Source organism: Kutzneria sp. NPDC051319 (genome assembly GCF_040682195.1).
In the GTDB taxonomy this organism is placed as follows: domain Bacteria; phylum Actinomycetota; class Actinomycetes; order Mycobacteriales; family Pseudonocardiaceae; genus Kutzneria.
In genome coordinates, this window is sequence record NZ_JBFBAM010000074.1 from 1 (window position 1) to 18,221 (window position 18,221).

General features: G+C 69.7%; 19 protein-coding genes. 3 read left to right on the forward strand and 16 right to left on the reverse strand.

Annotated features, from left to right (window positions below):
* Positions 1–133: 133 nt before the first annotated feature.
* Both dapC and fdxA read right to left on the reverse strand, forming a co-directional pair.
* Entirely contained in the window at positions 134–1,237 is a 1,104-nt protein-coding gene (dapC, locus tag AB0M73_RS41080; RefSeq protein WP_363903444.1) for a succinyldiaminopimelate transaminase, read from the reverse strand.
* Positions 1,234–1,560: a ferredoxin gene (gene fdxA / locus AB0M73_RS41085; protein WP_043719118.1), complete on the reverse strand. Its 327-nt coding sequence runs from the start codon at positions 1,558–1,560 to the stop codon at positions 1,234–1,236. The genes dapC and fdxA overlap by 4 nt, the downstream gene beginning before the upstream one ends.
* 185 nt (positions 1,561–1,745) lie before the next feature.
* Between fdxA and AB0M73_RS41090 the strand changes: the two genes are divergently transcribed.
* Positions 1,746–2,447, forward strand: coding sequence for an N-acetyltransferase (locus AB0M73_RS41090; protein ID WP_363903449.1), 702 nt, complete (start codon positions 1,746–1,748; stop codon positions 2,445–2,447).
* Here AB0M73_RS41090 and AB0M73_RS41095 read toward each other — a convergent pair.
* The 5 genes from AB0M73_RS41095 to AB0M73_RS41115 all read right to left on the reverse strand — a co-directional run bounded on the left by AB0M73_RS41095 (position 2,444) and on the right by AB0M73_RS41115 (position 4,959).
* Positions 2,444–2,605, reverse strand: coding sequence for a hypothetical protein (locus AB0M73_RS41095; protein ID WP_363903451.1), 162 nt, complete (start codon positions 2,603–2,605; stop codon positions 2,444–2,446). The genes AB0M73_RS41090 and AB0M73_RS41095 overlap by 4 nt on opposite strands.
* On the reverse strand, positions 2,602–3,216 hold the full coding sequence (locus AB0M73_RS41100; protein ID WP_363903454.1) for a hypothetical protein: 615 nt from the start codon (positions 3,214–3,216) through the stop codon (positions 2,602–2,604). Before AB0M73_RS41100 ends, AB0M73_RS41095 begins: the two co-directional genes overlap by 4 nt.
* Positions 3,209–3,613 carry a hypothetical protein gene (locus tag AB0M73_RS41105; RefSeq protein WP_043719122.1) on the reverse strand — a complete coding sequence of 135 codons (405 nt, stop codon included), beginning with the start codon at positions 3,611–3,613 and terminating at the stop codon, positions 3,209–3,211. Before AB0M73_RS41105 ends, AB0M73_RS41100 begins: the two co-directional genes overlap by 8 nt.
* Complete coding sequence (gene mshB / locus AB0M73_RS41110; RefSeq protein WP_363903457.1) at positions 3,610–4,476, reverse strand: N-acetyl-1-D-myo-inositol-2-amino-2-deoxy-alpha-D-glucopyranoside deacetylase; 867 nt, start codon at positions 4,474–4,476, stop codon at positions 3,610–3,612. The genes AB0M73_RS41105 and mshB overlap by 4 nt, the downstream gene beginning before the upstream one ends.
* Positions 4,477–4,737: 261 nt before the next feature.
* Entirely contained in the window at positions 4,738–4,959 is a 222-nt protein-coding gene (locus AB0M73_RS41115) for a zinc finger protein (protein WP_363903460.1), read from the reverse strand.
* A gap of 95 nt (positions 4,960–5,054) precedes the next feature.
* Here AB0M73_RS41115 and AB0M73_RS41120 point away from each other — a divergent pair, with 95 nt between their 5' ends.
* Together AB0M73_RS41120 and AB0M73_RS41125 are read left to right on the forward strand one after the other, a co-directional pair.
* The gene (locus AB0M73_RS41120; protein ID WP_363903463.1) at positions 5,055–5,885 is read left to right on the forward strand and encodes a helix-turn-helix transcriptional regulator; all 831 of its coding nucleotides are present in this window, start codon (positions 5,055–5,057) and stop codon (positions 5,883–5,885) included.
* Between the two features lie 9 nt (positions 5,886–5,894).
* On the forward strand, positions 5,895–6,131 hold the full coding sequence (locus AB0M73_RS41125; RefSeq protein ID WP_363903466.1) for a DUF397 domain-containing protein: 237 nt from the start codon (positions 5,895–5,897) through the stop codon (positions 6,129–6,131).
* Positions 6,132–6,257: 126 nt separating this feature from the next.
* Here the strand turns inward: AB0M73_RS41125 and AB0M73_RS41130 are convergent, their stop codons facing one another.
* The 9 genes from AB0M73_RS41130 to AB0M73_RS41170 form a co-directional block, all read right to left on the reverse strand.
* Entirely contained in the window at positions 6,258–7,307 is a 1,050-nt protein-coding gene (locus tag AB0M73_RS41130) for a dipeptide ABC transporter ATP-binding protein (protein WP_363903469.1), read from the reverse strand.
* The gene (locus tag AB0M73_RS41135) at positions 7,304–8,440 is read right to left on the reverse strand and encodes an ABC transporter ATP-binding protein (protein WP_363903472.1); all 1,137 of its coding nucleotides are present in this window, start codon (positions 8,438–8,440) and stop codon (positions 7,304–7,306) included. Before AB0M73_RS41135 ends, AB0M73_RS41130 begins: the two co-directional genes overlap by 4 nt.
* Positions 8,440–9,312 carry an ABC transporter permease gene (locus AB0M73_RS41140; protein WP_363903559.1) on the reverse strand — a complete coding sequence of 291 codons (873 nt, stop codon included), beginning with the start codon at positions 9,310–9,312 and terminating at the stop codon, positions 8,440–8,442. The genes AB0M73_RS41135 and AB0M73_RS41140 overlap by 1 nt, the downstream gene beginning before the upstream one ends.
* 34 nt (positions 9,313–9,346) lie before the next feature.
* Entirely contained in the window at positions 9,347–10,345 is a 999-nt protein-coding gene (locus AB0M73_RS41145; RefSeq protein WP_043719134.1) for an ABC transporter permease, read from the reverse strand.
* A 163-nt stretch (positions 10,346–10,508) separates the two neighbouring features.
* Positions 10,509–12,314 (reverse strand): ABC transporter family substrate-binding protein, encoded by a 1,806-nt coding sequence (locus AB0M73_RS41150; RefSeq protein WP_363903475.1) that lies wholly within the window; start codon positions 12,312–12,314, stop codon positions 10,509–10,511.
* A 309-nt stretch (positions 12,315–12,623) separates the two neighbouring features.
* Positions 12,624–14,372: an ABC transporter family substrate-binding protein gene (locus AB0M73_RS41155; RefSeq protein WP_363903478.1), complete on the reverse strand. Its 1,749-nt coding sequence runs from the start codon at positions 14,370–14,372 to the stop codon at positions 12,624–12,626.
* Positions 14,373–14,557: 185 nt separating this feature from the next.
* A complete protein-coding gene (typA, locus tag AB0M73_RS41160) occupies positions 14,558–16,465 on the reverse strand; it encodes a translational GTPase TypA (RefSeq protein ID WP_363903481.1) in 1,908 nt (635 codons plus the stop codon).
* A gap of 337 nt (positions 16,466–16,802) precedes the next feature.
* Positions 16,803–17,675, reverse strand: coding sequence for an NBR1-Ig-like domain-containing protein (locus AB0M73_RS41165; protein ID WP_363903484.1), 873 nt, complete (start codon positions 17,673–17,675; stop codon positions 16,803–16,805).
* Positions 17,676–17,805: 130 nt separating this feature from the next.
* A complete protein-coding gene (locus AB0M73_RS41170) occupies positions 17,806–18,150 on the reverse strand; it encodes a hypothetical protein (RefSeq protein ID WP_363903487.1) in 345 nt (114 codons plus the stop codon).
* Positions 18,151–18,221 lie beyond the last annotated feature (71 nt).

Sequence of the window (18,221 nt, forward strand, 5' to 3'; positions counted from 1 at the left end):
CGCCAAGCGGGAAGCGCATGTGGCGTTTGGGGGTGGAAACGCCACATGCGCTTCCTATGTGGCGTCTGGTGCCAAGTGGGAAGCGCATGTGGCAAAAAAGTGGGCGGCCAGAGGTAGGGGCGTTAGGCTCCGGCTAGCCAGCGAGGCGGGAGGCGGCGGCGGCGATGCGTTCGTCGGTGGCGGTCAGCGCCATTCGCACGTGGCGGCCGCCGGTGGGGCCGTAGAAGGTGCCGGGAGCAGCCAGGATGCCGAGCGAGGCGAGCCAGGAGACGGTGTCCCAGGCGTCCTCGTCCCGGGTGGCCCACAGGTAGAGGCCGGCCTCGGAGTGGTCGATGCGGAAGCCGGCGCCGAGCAGCGCCTCCCGCAGGACCTTGCGCCGGGCCTGGTAGCGGGCCCGCTGCTCGACGACGTGCTGATCGTCGCCCAGGGCGGCGGTCATGGCCGACTGCACGGGCCGGGGCACGATCATGCCGGCGTGCTTGCGGATCTCCAGCAGACGCTTGACCAGCACGGGATCGCCGGTGACGAAGCCGGCGCGGTAGCCGGCGAGGCTGGAGGACTTGGACAGCGAGTGCACGGCCAGCAGCCCCTCGGTGCTGCCGCCGCTGACCCGCGGGTCCAGGATCGAGACGGCGTTGGCATCCCAGGTGAGGGACAGGTAGCACTCGTCGGAGGCGACGATGGTGCCCCGCTCCCGAGCCCAGTCGACGACCTTGCGCAGGTGCTCGATGGGAAGCACCCGCCCGGTCGGGTTGGACGGGGAGTTGAGCCACAGCAGCGCGGGACGGCGCGGCCCGAGCGCGGTGAGCCCCTCCACCCGCGCCACCTCGGCGCCGGCGAGCAGGGCCCCGACCTCGTAGGTCGGATAGGCGAGCTCGGGAATGGCCACCAGGTCCCCGGCGCGCACGCCGAGCAGGGTGGGCAGCCAGGCCACCAGCTCCTTGGAGCCGATGGTCGGCAGCACGGCGACCGGGTCGAGGCCGGTCACGCCGAAGCGGCGGGCCAGCGCGTCGACGGCGGCCTGCCGCAGCTCGGGGGTGCCGTGCGTGGTCGGGTAGCCGGGCTGGTCGCTGACGGCCGCGAGGGCGTCACGGATCAGCTCGGGCACCGGGTCGACCGGTGTTCCTACGGACAGGTCGACCACACCGTCCGGGTGTGACCGCGCGGTGGCGGTGTGGTCGGCCAGCGAGTCCCACGGGAAGTCCGGCAGGGCCGGCCCCGATGCAGAACCACTCACTCGTGCGCGGCCTGCTGCGGCAGCGCCGCCACGAACGACGGGTCGTTGCTGGTCTTGCCGATCTTCGCCGCGCCGCCGGGCGAGCCGAGCTCGTTGAAGAAGTCGGCGTTCGCCTTGGTGTAGTCCTTCCACTGGTCGGGGACGTCGTCCTCGTAGTAGATGGCCTCCACCGGGCACACCGGCTCACAGGCTCCGCAGTCGACGCACTCGTCGGGGTGGATGTAGAGCATCCGGTCACCCTCGTAGATGCAGTCGACGGGGCACTCTTCGATGCACGCCTTGTCGAGTAGATCGACGCAGGGCTCGGCGATCACGTAGGTCACTGCGTTCTCCTGCTTCCGTCTTCGTCCATCTGCCGCGGGACATCGGTGCGTGGTTCCGCGGGCACCCGGCCAGTATCCCCCGGCTGGCCGGTGGGGTTCGCACCCGGGCACCCAATCGCCACGGTACGTCCCGAGGGTCGGGAAAAATGCTGGAACCGCCGTGTGGCCCCGGGCACAGTCACCCGATGGACGCCATCACGGAGCTGGAACTGCGGTGTGCCGACGCCTGGCCGGCGCTGGTCGACGAGCGCCTGGGCCAGTGGCGCCTGAGGGCGGCCGGCGGCTTCACGGGGCGGGCCAACAGCGCGCTGACCACCGGCGATCCCGGCGTGCCGATGCCCGAGGCGCTGGCAACCATCGCCGCCTTCGCGGCGCGACACGGCATCAAGCCGGCAGCTCACGTCACCCAAGGGTCCGAGACCGAGCGGCGTATCCGGGAAGCGGGCTGGAGTCTGGCCGAGGACCACCCGGGCGGCGCGGTGGCCACGGTGCTGACCGGCCCGCTGCCCGATGGGGAGCCCCAGGGCGAGGTTCTGGACAAGCCGTCGCCGCAGTGGTGGGAGTTGGCCGTCGGCGAGCCGACCGCGGCGCAGCGGCATGTGCTGGGCACCGGGCCGCTGCTGGGCTTCGGGTACGTCGAGGGGGCGGCGGTGGTTCGGGGCTGCATCGTGGACTCGACCTTGCACATCTCACGGCTGTCCGTGCGGCCGGAGCTGCGCCGTCAGGGCACCGCGCGGCGGCTGATGGCGGCGCTGGGCGCGTGGGCCCGGGACCGTGGCGCGCGGGATGCGGTGCTCCAGGTCGCCGTGCACAACGAGGCGGCGATCGGGTTGTACGAGGGGCTCGGCTTCACCGAGCACCACCGCTACGCCTACTTGCGGCCCTAGGCCTTTTTCTTCTTGTCGGTGTGACGAACGTCACCGACGATGCGGAACTGGGGGCCGCCGGTGCTGGGCTTGGGCTTCTCGTTCTCGCCGTCGACCAGGGCCTTGATGGCGTCGATCGGGTCGTTGGAGTGTCGGTCGTCCTTGCGCTGCACACTCATGACTGCCTCCCACGCGGGTCCCACCGGACCGCGCTCTGCTCCCGCATCCAGCGCCGCGCACGCTTGCGCAGACGCCACAGCACCAGCCTGCCACCGATCAGGGGTCCGGTGCGCCCGTCGATCGTCGCCAACAGGTCGCCGAGGCGCTGCGCGGTGACGGCGAGGGCCCGCACGGTGACCCGGCCGTGCCGCCGGTTGGCCTCCACGAGCTCGGCAAGCAGCCACGTGGTCTGACCGTCCTCGTCGCCGCCGACGGAGGCGGCGCGGACGTCACGGCCGTAGAGGACGGCGGCGAGGACCCGGACCCGCAGCTCGACGGAGTCGGCCTCGGCGCAGACGACCAGGGCCTGCTCGCACAGGGTCAGGGCCTTGCGGTCGACGCCCGTGGAGGCGACCAGCAGGGGTACGAGGGCGGCGACGCGGCTGGTCAGCTCCGTGGGCAGGGCGCCGAGGCGGGCCAGGTACTTGGGGTCGACGCCGTCGATGTTGGCCACAGCGCCGATGGCCCGGCCGTGCAGGCGGAAGGGGTCCGGGTCGTCGAGCACGGCCAGCACCTGCGCGGCGGCGCGGGCGAACGGCCGGAGCGCGGCGACGACCTCCGCGTCATCCACCGGCGGTGGGCTGCGGCGCTCGGGCCCGGCCCAGCGCGTTGCCGAGGACCACCGCCGACGGCAGCGCACCGGCCGCGAGCAGCGCGAGGATCCGCCAGTCGGGATAGACCTGGAAGTTGCCGCCCGGACCGCCCACGGCCAGCCACAGGATCACGGCGATCCACGCGAACCCGGGCAGGCCGCCGACCCAGGTGACGGGCCGCAGCCGGGCCGCCGCCCGCACGAGCATGGGCGTGGTGACGAAGGCGATCAGGATGGTGATCGGGAACGGGAAGCCGCCCAGGTCCGGCAGCACGGAGCCGTCGAACCGGGCGGGCAGGAAGACGGTGTCGACGACCGCGAGCAGGATCGCGTCGAGTACGAGCACGACGAGAACCACCCAGTCGCCGGGCCTCATCGCATGCGCTCCACATCGTTCAGGCCGCCGAAAAGGTCGGTCTCGGCGCCCTCGGCCGGGCCGGCGGCGAGCACGTAGAACTCGGTGCCGACGACGGGCTGGGTGATGCCGTTGGACAGGGCGTAGCAGGCGGCGCCCTCGCCGTTCTGCCACACGCTGACCTGGGTGGCGTGGGCGCGCAGGGCGCTGAGCTTGGTCGGCACGTGGGGCTCGATGGCGACGCGGGTGGTGATGATCTCGTCGTCGACGACGGGCAGCTCGCCGGGCTCGGGCATCCGGTACGGCACGCCCTCGACGCCGCGCAGCTTCTCCAGGCCGGCGGCGGTGGCGTCGCGCGAGGTGACGGCGTGGAAGACGCGCAGCACGTCCGGCACGGAGGCCGCGGCGGCGGTGGTGATCTCGTGCGCGCGGATGTGGTCGGGGTGGCCGTAGCCGCCGTTGCTGTCGTAGCTGACGACAACCTGCGGCTTGACCTCGCGCAGCACCTCGGCCAGCTGCTCGGTCTGCAGGGCGAGGTCGCCGCCGACGAAGGCGCGCGGGTGGTGGTTGGCGTCGACGCCGACCATGCCCGAGTCGCGCCACCGACCGATGCCGCCCAGGTAGCGGTGGTCGTTGACGCGCAGCGCGGCGCAGGCGGAGCGGAGCTCGCCGACCCGGTAGCCGCCGAGCTGGTCGGCGGCCTCGGCGCGGAGTTCGTTCAGGCGGGCGGGGATGATCTCGCCCTCCTCACCGAGCGTGCAGGTGACGACGGTGACGTGCACGCCGAGGGAGGCGTAGTGGGCGATGGTTCCCCCGGTCCACAGGCTCTCGTCGTCGGGGTGCGCGTGCACCAGCGCGAGCCGTGGTGGGGCGGTCAGGGTCACTGGCCAAGCGTAGAGCTCGGGTCTGACGACCACCGGTGGTGGGGAGGCCGAGACCGCGTTCGGGACTGGGGAATCTGCGAACGCGGCCTCGTTTCCCCCCTTGATCGTCAGCGCCCGGGCGGCCCGAGTTCCCCCCTGCCGCGAGGCCGGCAGCGACTCGGAACATCCGGACGTCGACGTGTCTGAGCTAACCAAGGGGGCGTGACGTCTCCGTGACGCGTCGGTGGCGTAGCGTTTCGACGGCCCCGACCTGCGGAAACGTCAGCCGCCGGCCTGCCGTTCGCGGGCCTGTTCCGCGCAGTCGTGACAGGTCGGCCACAGCCACTGCTCGCGGGGGACCCGTTTGGCCGCCATGCCCTTGCCGCACAGCGCCATGACGTGCGTGCCCCAGGCCAGGAGCTGCTCGTCCGGGTAGCAGTGCCGGCGTCCGTCGGCCGGCTGCCACGCGAACCGGGGGCCGGTCAGCCGCACCAGATCGCTCATAGCAAGCACAGTACAACCTACATATGCGGTTTAGATGTGACACGATCGAGTGACGTCGGTGCACATGCGGCCGGCATGAGGTGAGGATGTCCGCCATGGCGAACCCGGTGGTCAGCAAGATCCTGTTGGGCTTCGAGATGCGAGAGCTGCGGGAGAACAGCTCGGTCAGCCGTGAGGCCATGGCCGAGGTGTTGGACTGCGACCTGTCGAAGATCAGCAGGATCGAGAACGGCAAGGGCTCGCTGAGCACCTTGGAGGTCAAGGCCCTGGCCGAGTTGTTCGACCTGCCGGCCACGCGCCGCGACCGTCTCCTCGGCCTGGCCAAGGATTCTCGGCGCAGGACCAGCTACCGCGTCGCGGACTGGGCCCAGAAGTTCATCGGGCTTGAACAGGCCAGCAGCGAAATCCGGAGCTACGAGAACGAGTTGGTCCCCGGCTTGTTCCAAATCGAGGACTACACGCGGGCGGTCACCCGTGCCGCCGACCCGACTCGTCCGGCGCGCGAGGTCGACCGACTTGTCGCGGGAAGAGCCGAGCGGCAAGGAATCCTCACTGGGGAGGCACCACCGAGGATCGTGGCGGTGATCAACGAAGCGGTGGTCCGGCGAGTGGTCGGCGGCAGCACCGTGATGGGTGATCAACTGACACGGTTGAGGGAGATCGCCGACCTCCCGACGGTGGAGCTGCACGTGCTCCCCTTCATCGCCGGCGCACATGCGGCCATGGGGAGCTCGTTCGTGTTGTTGCAGCTGCCGGATCCCTACGACGTGCGGATTGTCTACCTGGAAAGCCTCACCAGCGCCGACTATTTGGATCAGGAAGAGCAAGTCGACGCGTGTAGCCTCACGTTCGAACGGCTCCTCGGCTCGGCGCTCAGCACCGCGCAGACGGTGGAGCTGATCGACCAGGTGATGCGCACACTCTAGGAGGGCCGCATGGCGACCCCGCGCTGGCGGAAGTCCAGCTACAGCAACGGCAATGGCGGGAACTGCGTGGAGCTTGCGCAGTGGCGCAAGTCCAGTTACAGCAACGGCAATGGCGGCGACTGCGTTGAGCTGTCCCTGCAACCCCTCGTGACCGCCGTTCGGGACTCGAAGAACCCCGAGGGCAGGCATCTTCTCTTTCCCGCCACGGCCTTCGCCGCCTTCCTGACCAGCCTCAAGACCAGCTGATCCCCTCGGCGTCACGAAAATGTCAGACCCTCTCGCTAGGGTCGAGACACCGTGGGGAGGAACACCGGTGAACGGCTCGTGGGCCGTCCGACGAGGGGGAGTCGTCGAACGGCCCACGGCGCCAGCTCAGACGACCGGCATCTCCTCGGCGAAGTGGCACGCCGACAACAGCTCGCTGTCGCCGCGCCGCTTCAGCTCGGGCACCTCGGTGGCGCAGACGTCCTGCGCCTTCCAGCAGCGGGTCCGGAACCGGCAGCCCGACGGCGGGTTGACCGGGCTGGGCACGTCGCCGGTGAGCACGATCCGGCTGCGCTGGCGCTCCCGCTCCCGCTTGGGATCGGGCACGGGCACGGCCGACAGCAGCGCCTGCGTGTACGGGTGCATGGGCTTGCTGTAGATCTGCTCCCGCGGCCCGACCTCGATCAGCGAACCCAGGTACATGACCGCCACCCGGTGCGACAGGTGCCGCACCACGGACAGGTCGTGGGCCACGAACAGGTACGCCAGGTTGAGCTCCTGCTGAAGCTCGCCCAACAGGTTCACCACACCGGCCTGCACGGACACGTCCAGCGCCGACACGGGCTCGTCCAGGACCACGAACTTCGGGTTCAGGGCCAGCGCCCGGGCGATCCCGATGCGCTGCCGCTGCCCGCCGGAGAACTCGTGGGCGTAGCGGTTGCGGTGCTCGGGGTTCAGTCCGACGATCTCCATCAGCTGGTTGATCCGCTGCTGGATGGTCTCGGCGCTGCCGTAGCGGTGGATCCGCAGCGGCTCGGCGATGATGTCGTTGACCTGCCAGCGCGGGTCCAGGGACGCGTACGGGTCCTGGAACACGATCTGGAGGTCCCGGCGTATCGCCTGGAGCTCCTTGCTGTGCATGGTGGTCAGTTCGCGGCCCTCGAACTTCACCGAGCCCGACGTGGGCTTGTGCAGCTGGAGGATGGCCCGGCCGGTGGTCGACTTGCCCGAGCCGGACTCGCCGACCAGGCCCAGCGTCTCGCCGGCGGCCAGGTCGAAGCTGACGCCGTGCACGGCCTGCACCTGTCCCACCGTGCGCGGGATGATGCCGCCGCCCCGCACCGGGAACGACTTGTACAGGTCCTTGACCTGGAGCAGAGGAGTGCCGGTGGTGCCCGCGTCGCCGCTGGCCGGCCTGGTCTCGGTGCCGGTGCTCACGACGCGGCCTCCTTCTTGTCGCCGCTGTCCGCGAGGTGCTCCTCGACGATCACCTCGGGGTTGTCGATCAGCAGGGCCGCGAGCGGCTCCTCGGCGCCGATCTCCTTGCGGGCGAACAGCTTCTTCGGGTCCTCGTAGCCGGCGAGGTCGTTCCACCGGTGGCACCGGGTGAGGTGCGCGACGGCGCCGCCGATCTCGATCAGCGGCGGCTCCGACTCGTGGCACACCGGCGCCACCAGCGGGCAGCGCGGCGAGAAGGCGCAGCCCGTCGGCAGGTTGACCAGCGACGGCGGCGCGCCGCTGATCGGGGTCAGCTTCTGCCCGATCAGGCTCGGGTCCGGGTTGGAGCCGAGCAGGCCCACCGTGTACGGCATGCGCGGGGCGTCGAACACGTCGTCGACGGTGCCGGCCTCGACCACGGTGCCGGCGTACATGACCTGCACCTTGTCCACCATGCCGGCCACGACACCCAGGTCGTGGGTGATCATGATGATGGCCGCGTTGGTGTCGTCCCGGATCCGCAGCAGCGTCTCCAGGATCTGCGCCTGCACCGTCACGTCCAGCGCGGTGGTCGGCTCGTCGGCGATGATCACGTCCGGGTCGTTGATGATCGCCATGGCGATCACCACGCGCTGCCGCATGCCGCCGGAGAACTCGTGCGGGTACTGCTTGGCCCGACGGTCCGGCTGCGGGATGCCGACCTGCTCCAGCGCCTCCACGGCCTTGGCCCAGGCCGCCTTCTTGGACACCTTGTGGTGCTCAAGGTAGGCCTCGGACAGCTGCGCCCCCACCGTGAAAACCGGGTTGAGCGACGTCATCGGGTCCTGGAAGATCATGGACACCGAGTTGCCGCGGAACTTGCGCATCTCGTTGTAGCTCAGGCCGTTGAGCTCCTGGCCGCGGTACGAGATGGAGCCCGAGATCCGGGCGCTGCGCGGCAGCAGGCCGAGAATCGCCATGGAGGACACCGATTTGCCGGAGCCGGACTCGCCGACGACCCCCAGCACCTCACGCGGCTTCAGGTCGAACGACAGGTCGCGCACCGCGTGCACGACGCCGTCGTCGGTGGGGAACTCGACCGTCAGGTCGGCCACCCGGAGCAGCGGCTCGTTCGGGTCGATCGTCTCGGTCATCACGCACGCACCTTCGTCTGCCTCGGGTCGAACGCGTCACGCAGTCCGTCACCGATGAAGCTGATCGTCATCGAGATCGCCACGATGGCCAGGAACGGGCCCCAGAACAGCCACGGGCGCAACAGCACCTGGGTGTAGTTGTCCTGGACGATCAGGCCGAGCGAGGTGTCCGGCAGCTGCACGCCGAGACCGATGAACGACAGCGCGGCCTCGGTCAGCACGGCCGTGGACACCGACAGCGTGGCGTTGACCGTGATGGTGCCGATCATGTTCGGGATCAGGTGCTTGAACACGATGTGCCAGGTGCCGCCGCCCGAGGCCCGGGAGGCCTCGACGAACTCGCGGGCCGACAGCGACAGCGCCTCGCCGCGGGTGATGCGGGCGATCTGCATCCAGTTGAACAGCGCCAGCACCGCGGCCACGATGTACCAGCTGGGCGCGAAGGCGTGCACCAGCAGGGCGGTCAGCGCGATCTGCGGCACGATCAGGAACAGGTCGACCAGCCGCATCAGGCTGCTGTCGACGAGGCCCTTCAGGTAGCCGGCGACGGCGCCGATCAGCACGCCGACGATGGTCGAGCTGATCGCCACCGTGAAGGCGATGGCCAGCGAGAACTGGGTGCCGCGCAGCAGCTGGGCGAAGGCGTCCCGGCCCAGCTGGTCGGTGCCCAGCACGTGGCCGCCGCCGGGCCGCAGGTAGCTGCCCGCCCTGGTGTCGGCATAGCTGAACTTCAGGAACATCGGCACCACGAACGACGCGACCGCCAGCAGCACCAGCACGGCGAGGCTGACCATGGCCAGACGGTGCCGCACGAAACGGCCGAGAATGATCGAGGTCTGAGAACGCGCCTTGGCGTCGAACTCGTGGCGCACGGCGACCGCGCCGTCGCCTGCGGTCTGGGTTGCGTTAGCCAAGGCGAATCCTCGGGTCGAGAAGGCCGTAGAGCAGGTCCGAGATCAGGTTGAACACCACGACGACCGTCGCGGTCACCGCGAACCAGCCCATCAGGGTCGGTGGGTCGTAGTTGGACACGGCCTTCACCAGCACCGTGCCCATGCCGTTCCAGCCGAAGACCCGCTCGGTGATGATGGCGCCGCCGATGATGGCGCCGATGTTGAGCGCGAACAGGGTGCTGACCGGGATGAGCGCGTTGCGCATGGCGTGACGGAAGATCACCCGGCTCTGCGAGAGGCCCTTGGCGCGGGCGGTGCGCACGTAGTCGGCGTTGAGCGTCTCCAGCATGGAGGCGCGCTGGAACCGGCTGTACGCGGCGAAGCTGATGGTCATCAGCGAGATCGTCGGTAGCAGGAAGGTTCCGGAGTAGCTGACGATGACCTGGCCGAGGTTGCTGCCGAAGCCGCCGGGCGGTGGGCCCGCGGTGGTCAGCCAGCGCTTGAGGTGCAGCGACTGGAGCAGGTCGTTGAACTGGATGCCGTAGTTCTTGACCACGACGGCCACACAGGCGATCGGCATCGAGAACATCAGGAACGCGACGCTGGTCATCAGGTAGTCGAAGATCGAGTACTGGCGGACGGCCGAGAACACGCCGACGCCGATGCCCAGCACGAGCGCGATCAGCTCGGCCCCGATGACCAGGCGCATGGTCACCCACAGGGCGCTGGACACGGTGGTGAACACCGGGCTCTGCGCCTCGCCGAGCGCGACGCTGGTTCCCCAGTCGCCGCGCAGGAAGCTGGTCAGCCAGTCCCAGTACCGGACCAGGATCGAGTGGTCCAGGCCGAGCTGGACGGACAGGGAGTGGATCTGCTGCGCCGTGACGCCCGGCTTGGTGCGCAGCCCGGCCAGGGGGTCGCCGGCCGAGGCCACGAGTATGAAGACGAGGAAGCTGCCGATCAACAGGATGGGTATGGAGATCAGCAACCGTCGAATCAGGTATTGGAACACGGGTTGCTCCTCGACGACCTCACCGGGCGCTGGTCGGGTAGCCGGCTGGAGCGAGGTCTGCCTGGACGGGTGGGGACGGGGTCAGTGGTGAACACGGGTGCGCCCCGGCGCCGATCGCGAGCGCGACCGACGCCGGGGAGCTTCACACCCGGGGTAGAGCAGATCAGGCGTTCGGCTTCTGCCACTCGTTGGCGTTCCACATCGAGCCGTAGTAGCTCTGGAAGTACGCCTTGTCGATGTCACCGGTGTAGGCCCACATGTTCGGGGGCTGGAACAGCGGGAACGTCGAGTAGGTGTCGGCGATCGCCTTGTCCGCGGTCTGGTAGTCCGTCACCGCGGCGGCGTCGTCGGTCTGCGACAGCGCCTTGGCGAAGGCGGCGTCGGCGGCCGGCGAGGTCGTGCCGTTCCAGTTCTGGTTGCCACCGGTCTTGTAGGTGGTGATGCCGGCGGAGTGGAACGGAGCCACCGACCAGGCGAACAGCGCCACGTCGTAGTCGCTGTCGCTGACCCGCTTGTCCAGGAAGTTCGCGTCGGTGTCGTCCTGGATGTCGATGCCGGCCGCCTTGCACTCCTGCTGGAGCAGCGCGACGGTCTGCTTGCGGCGCGGGATGTCGGTGTGGCTGATCTTGAACGACAGCTTCTGGCCGCCCTTGGCCATGATGCCGTCCGGACCCGGGGCCCAGCCGTCAGAGGTCAGCGTGGCCTTGGCGGTCGCCGGGTTGGAGATCAGCTTGTCCGAGTAGTTGTCGGCGTAGCCGGGCATGCCCGGGAAGAAGATCACGCTGTTGAACGGCTTGGCGTCCGGCTGGACCTGCTTGATCAGCTTGTCCACCAGCTCGTTGCGGTTGATGCACTGGCCGAAGGCCTTGCGCACCGCCTCGTCCTGGAAGATCGGGCGCTTCAGGTTCAGGTCGAGGTGCTCGAAGTTCAGGCCGGCGTTGGCGCCGTAGGTGATGCCCGACGAGCCGAGGCCCTGCAGCGTCTGCGCGGCGTTGGCGTCCGGCTGCGCCGAGGACAGGACCTGCTCCTCGTTGTTCTGCAGCGCCTGCACCTGGGCGTTCGAGTCGGGGATCGCCTTGAGGGTGATCTTCGCCGGGCCGCCGGGGTTGCCGGCCCACTTCGGGTTGCGCACCAGCGTGATGGACGAGCCCTGCTGCCAGTCGCTGATCATGTACGCGCCGGAGCCGGGGGCCAGGTCGGCCTTGAAGCCCTTCCAGCCGGTGTTCCAGAAGTCCGAGACCTTGGTCAGGATGTCGGCCGGGCTCTTCGGGGTCACCTGGGTGATGTCCGAGACGCCGGTCTGCTTCTCCAGCACGTGGGCCGGGAGCAGGTCGTCGGAGATGCCGAACAGGCTCTTCCAGTCACCGAACGGCGACGAGAACTCCGTGACGAAGGTCTGGTCGTCCTGGCACTTGGCCGAGTCGATCTGGCTGTAGCCGGTGGTGCCGCCGGGCAGGAAGTACGTGGTCTTGCCGTCCGGCTTCAGGTCCGTGCCGCTCTGGGCCAGCCACGCCAGGTAGAAGTCCTTGCAGTTCCAGGCGGCGCCGTCGGACCAGGTCACGCCCTTCTTGATCTTCCAGGTCACGACCTGCTTGGGGCTGGTCGAGGTGACCTCGACCGAGTCCATGACGTCCTTGTTCAGCAGGACCTTGTTGTTGCCGTCCAACACGAACGGCCGCGCGAGGACCTGGATCAGGGCGTAGCTGTTGTAGGACTGGACCGCGTCGGCCGTCGCGTTGTTGTACGCGGTAAACGGCTTGTCGGTCGAAACAACGACCGGGCCAATGTCGTTGACCTTCGGCGCGGTGTAGGTGTCCCCGGATTCACCCTTGCCAATGGCCGCGCTCGCGAGTCCGCCCGAACCCGACCCATTGTCCTGACCGCCACCACTGGAGCCGCCACATGCGGTCAGCATGAGCGCGGCGCCAGCCATCACCGCGATCGCGGGGATCGCTTTCGATCTCCTCATTGACACGTGCCCTCCTAGCACAGGGCGGCAGCGACCCGATCAGGTCGATCTGCACACCCGGGGACCATAGCGCGCAACAAGCTACTCGACCTGCGCGCTGTGCCAGGCACCGTAAGAACAGGAATACCCGTGGGTCACTGGGCACACCGGGATCGTGACCAAAGGGTGACACGGTGACAGCGCGTAGCGATTGAGCAGTTACCGGGCGGGATCGTTCGCTACCCGAACGGGGGAAAAATCTGTCAAGAGTTGAAATCGGCGAGCGCCGCCATGCTGCCCGAATTAACAGCGATTAACAACACGAATGGGTCATCGGCGAACAGAACGCCGCCACGTCGGCGCGCCGGCAAAGGGCCCGACCAAGGGGGGTCCGCCGTTCACACCAGTGATCTCGGAACCGGTGGCGAGCACATCGGCCAGTTGGAACAGCGGCATCGCGACGTGCTGGGACCACAGCGCCGGCTCCACCGTGGCCAGCGCGTCCGACAGCGACAAAGCGCCGGTCAGGGCCGCTTCGACGGTCGGCTGCAGGCCGTGGTCGCAGAAGCCGTCCGGGTTGGCCGCCGGCAGCGCCGTGCCGCCGTCGGGCAGCGGTCCCCGGCAGCCGAAGGACGCCGCCAGCACACTGGCCGGGTCGCCGCCAACCGCCTGCGGGACGATGCCGATGTCCACCGAACTGTCGCCGTCACTGCCCTGGTTGTCGGCAGGGGCGGTGCCGGTGGTCGTGGTCGGCGCGGTGGTCGTGGTGGCCGGCAGCACCGTGCCGAACAGCTGGTCACCGGATGTGTTCAGGATCGTGGCCCCGATGCCGGCCGCCGACAGCTGCTGCTGGAGCACGCCGGCCAGCTGTGAATAGGGGGCCCGGTCGTTGGGCGCGCCGATGACCAGGTTGAGCGGCACGCCGTCCTTGAGCCACGACCCGTTGGTCTTGGTGTAGCCCGCCTGGGTGAGGAGCTGGTTCACCAGATCGTGGTTGGGCGCCCCGACGCCGGCCGGGATCGTCGGCTTGTAGCCCGGCTGCGACGGGGCCAGCACCAGCGAGTCGGCGCGCAGCGAGGCCGACGGGCCGCCGCCCGTGCCCAGGGTGATCAGCGCCTCCCGGTCGATCGCCGCGAACACGGCGGCCCGCAGCGTCGGATCGGACAGCCGGGCGCCGCCCTGCCGCAGCAGCACCTCGACCACGACCGGGTTGGGCACCGTGGTCAGGTTGACCGCCTTGCCCAGCTCGGCGAGCGCCTTGGACGTGCTGTCGCTCGGGTTGAGCACCGCCAGCTGGTCGTCGCCGGTCTTGAGCGCGCTGACCAGATCCGCCGGGCCGGCCTGGCGCAGCACGATCTGCTGCAGCTTGGTCGACGCGCCCCAGTAGCGGTCGTTGCGCTGCAACACGATCTCGCCGCGCTCGGGGTCGATGTTGCGGATGGAGAACGGCCCGCCGGCCGCCGGGAAGGTCTCGCTGAGCGCGCCCGTCCAGCCGCCCGGGGCGTCCTTGAGCACGTGCGCCGGCAGCAGGTCGGAGAACAGCGACCGCCAGCCCGGGTAGGGCTGGCTGAAGGTCACGTCGGCGACGCGGCCGCCGTCACGGGCCGAGACGCCGCTGATGAGGCGGTAGCCGGCCGGGTCGATCACGCCGGGCTGGGTGCGCATGTTCTGCCACAGGTAGGCGAAGTCCTCGGCGGCGATCGGCGCGCCGTCGCCCCAGGCCGCCTGCGGCTGGATGGTGTACGTGACCGTGTACGGGTTGGCCTTGGTCACCTCGGCCGACACCATCAGCGTCTTGTCCAGCAGCGGGCTGCCGTCCGGGCCGGTGTGGAAAACCGAGGGAAGCACGAGTTCGCCCAGCGCCCGGGTGACCGTCGTCTGGTTGGCCAGCAGGTGCGGGTTGAAGCCGCCCTTCACGCTGTCCACGCCGACCACCAGCTGCGTCGGATCCGTGGGCCTGGTCGGCGTCACCGTCGTCGGCGGGGCGCTGACCAGCGGCGGCGGCGGCGAATCGGTGCACGCCGTCACCAGTGCGCAGCACGCGGCCGCGAGGGCGAGCAGCGCCGACCTGCCGCGCACGAATCCGCCTCCCAGTGGTTATGGCGAAGCCCCCGTGTGGTCCATGGCCGGGCCTCAGCCCTCAACTATGGACCACACGGGTGATTAGACGCGTGCGGGGTACTGAAGGTTGTCGCCGCGCTGGCGCGCGGGGCGAGGCCGCTCGTGACCGGGGCCTCGCTACTTTGGTTGCGGGGGCCTCGCTGCTACTTGGCGGCGGCGGCCTGGTCGCGGGTCTTGGCGCGGGAGCGCTCGCGGCCGCGGGTGGTGGAGTCCAGCACCAGCTTGCGCACCCGGACCACGGTCGGCGCGACCTCGACGCACTCGTCGGTGGCGCAGAACTCCAGCGCCTCCTCCAGCGACAGCTTGCGCGGGCGGGCCAGCGTCTCCATCACGTCGGCCGAGGACTGCCGCATGTTGGTGAGCTTCTTCTCCCGGGCCACGTTGATGTCCAGGTCCTCGGCGCGCGGGTTCTCGCCCACGACCATGCCCTCGTACGAGTCGGCGCCGGGCTCCACGAAGAAGGTGCCGCGGTCGGCCAGCTGGATCATGGCGTACGCCGTGACCATGCCGGCGCGGTCGGCCACCAACGAGCCCGAGTGGCGGGTGCGGATCTCGCCGGCCCACGGGTGGTAGCCCTCGAAGACGTGGTTGGCGATGCCGGTGCCGCGGGTCTCGGTGAGGAAGTCGGTGCGGAAGCCGATCAGGCCACGCGCCGGCACCACGTACTCCAGCTTGATGCGACCGGTGCCGTGGCCGTCCATGTGCTCCATGCGGCCCTTGCGGTTGGCCAGCAGCTGCGTGACCGCGCCCAGGTGCTCCTCGGGGGCGTCCACGGTGAGGCGCTCGTAGGGCTCGCACAGCACGCCGTCGATGGTGCGGGTGACGACCTGCGGCTTGCCGACGGTCAGCTCGAAGCCCTCGCGGCGCATCTGCTCGACCAGGATGGCCAGCGCCAGCTCGCCACGGCCCTGCACCTCCCAGGTGTCGGGGCGCTCGGTGGGCAGCACGCGGACCGACACGTTGCCGACCAGCTCGCTGTCGAGGCGGGCCTTGACCAGGCGGGCGGTGAGCTTGGTGCCGCCGTTGCGGCCGGCCAGCGGCGAGGTGTTGACGCCGATCGTCATGGAGATGGCCGGCTCGTCCACGGTGATCCGGGGCAGCGGCTCGGGGCTCTCGGCATCGGCCAGCGTGTCGCCGATGGTGATCTCCTGGATGCCGGCGATGGCCACCAGGTCGCCCGCGCTGGCCTCGTCGGCCGGCTGGCGCTCCAGGCCCTCGGTGATCAACAGCTCGGTGATCTTCACGCGCTGGGTCGAGCCGTCCTCGCGGCACCAGGCCACGAACTCGCCCTTGCGCATGGTGCCGGCGTGGATGCGGCACAGCGCGATACGGCCGAGGAAGCTGCTGGCGTCCAGGTTGGTCACCAGGGCCCGCAGCGGGGCCTCCGGGTCGCCGGTCGGGGCCGGCACGTGGTTGAGCAGCACCTCGAACAGCGAGTCCAGGTTCTCGCCGTCGGGCAGGCCGCCGTCGGCGGGCTGGGTCAGGCTGGCCTTGCCGGCGCGGGCGGAGGCGTAGATGACCGGCACGTCGAGCACGGAGTCGTCCGCGCCGACCTCGGCGGCCAGGTCCAGCAGGAGGTCGTGGGTCTCGTCGACGACCTCGGCGATACGGGCGTCGGGGCGGTCGACCTTGTTGACGACCAGCACCACCGGCAGGCCGGCGGCCAGCGTCTTGCGCAGCACGAAGCGGGTCTGCGGCAGCGGGCCCTCGCTGGCGTCCACCAGCAGCAGCACGCCGTCGACCATGGCCAGCGCACGCTCCACCTCGCCGCCGAAGTCGGCGTGGCCGGGGGTGTCGACCACGTTGATCGTGATCACCCCGTCCGGCGTCGCCCGCCGCACGGCGGTGTTCTTCGCGAGAATGGTGATGCCCTTCTCGCGTTCGAGCTCGCCGGAGTCCATGACCCGGTCGACCAACTCGGCGCGGGCCGAGAAGGCGCCCGACTGCCGCAGCATGGCGTCGACCAGGGTGGTCTTGCCGTGGTCGACGTGCGCGATGATGGCGACGTTGCGAAGGTCCGTACGGATCTGACTCGCGGTGGCCGTGGGCACGCGGAACTCCTAGAGCGTTGCGAGTGGGAGGTGGGCACCAGCGGCCGTCTAATACCCGCACGTGTCCTCGCCCATCATACCTTTTCGGACGCATGGGTTCCGACTAAGGGCAGCCTCACCTATCCTGTTGGGAGTCGAGGACGGGAGCTCCGCGGGTGGGCAAGGCCAAGGTGAAGAAGAAGTGCTGCCGGTCCAAGCCGCGGTGCAAGCGCTGCCCGGTCGTCGCCCTGCTCAAGGCCAAGAAAAAGGCGGCCTGACGGCGTCGACAGAGCGTAGTTGACGATCTTGGTCCGCCGGCCGGGCCAGGCTTTTCCCTAGTGACAGGGTTCACACCTGATCAGTGCGTGGGCGCGATCACTTTGACGTCGTAGAAGACCCCGTTGTGGTCCGGGAAGACCAGGTTGCCCTGCGCGTCGACCATCTTCCACAGGACGTGGCACACCCCGGCCGCCTCGGGCGTGACGGTGACGCTCACGGCCACCATCTGGCCCGGGCCGGCGTCCGGCACCTCCGCCCGCGACGGCGAGACGCACTGCGTGGTCGTGCCGCCGGCGATCTCCAGGAACCGGTCGTGCCAGGCCACGGTCCCGGTGTTCTTGATCCGCCACACCTTGGTGAAGGTCTGGCCGAGCGGGACCTCCGAGCCGTCCGGGTAGGTCATGTCGCCGGGCAGGCCGTCGCCGCCGAAGGCGCTGGCGTCGCCGGGCAGCGGGTACGGGTTGCGCTCGCCCCAGGTCGGCAGCTGCCGGAACAGGCGCGGGATCAGCACCGCCCCGACCGCCAGCAGCACCACCGCGGCGATGGCCAGCACGGCCGCGCGCTTGCGGGCCCTGGGCGTCTTGGCAGGCTCGGCGGACTGCGCGGCGATCGCCGTTTCCGGGCTGGCCGCCACCGCACTGGCGAGCTCGGCATTGGCGTTCTCCCAACGGAAACGCCACTCGCGCCGGACGTCCTCGCCGGAGCCGGCCAGCGCGCGCACGAACTCCCAGGTGGTCTCCCACGACGGCATCACGCGGCCCCTGGTGGCCGCCGACAGCGTGGATTTCGACGCCGCCGCACCGAGTTCGGTGCGCATCCGGTCATAGGACGGGTTGCCGGCCAGCTCCTTGAGCTCCAGGAGATCGCGGGCGAATCGCGCGGCCGGACCGTCCTGCGCGTCCGGAACGATGTGCCTGCGACCTCGACGAGCCTGATTCTGAGGACCGGTCACGAACGCGAATATAAACCACCCGGGGGTATGTCAACGATCGGTGACGGGACATGCGAGACGGGTGACCCCTCCCCCGGGATCACCCGTCTCACGCGTTACGGGCCCCCGCCCTCCCGCGACCGCGCTCGGCTCAGAGCGTGCAGCCCTTCTTGATCTTGATGACGTGCTCGTCCAGGCCGATGTCGAACTTCTTCTTGCCGGAGGTGCCGCCGTTGGTCTTCAGGCAGTAAATGGACTGGCGGTCGTCCTGGTCCGACGTCACGATGCCGGCCGAGACCGCGCCCGAGCAGTGGTTGTTGAAATACACGGTCACCGAGGTGGCGCCGTCGCCCCACGAGTAGTTCGCCTTCGCGTTCGCGGGCGAGGTGCAGGCGATGCTCGCGCGGTGGGTGGCCGCGTCGGCCGCCGGGGCCGCCACCGCCATCACGCCGAGACCGATGGCCGAAGCCGCAACCGCCGCAATAACCTTGTTCATGTTGTCCCCTCATCACATCCGCGGAAATCCGCTGCGCACATCCCATCCCGGCGTCGGCTTCCGGTTCAAGC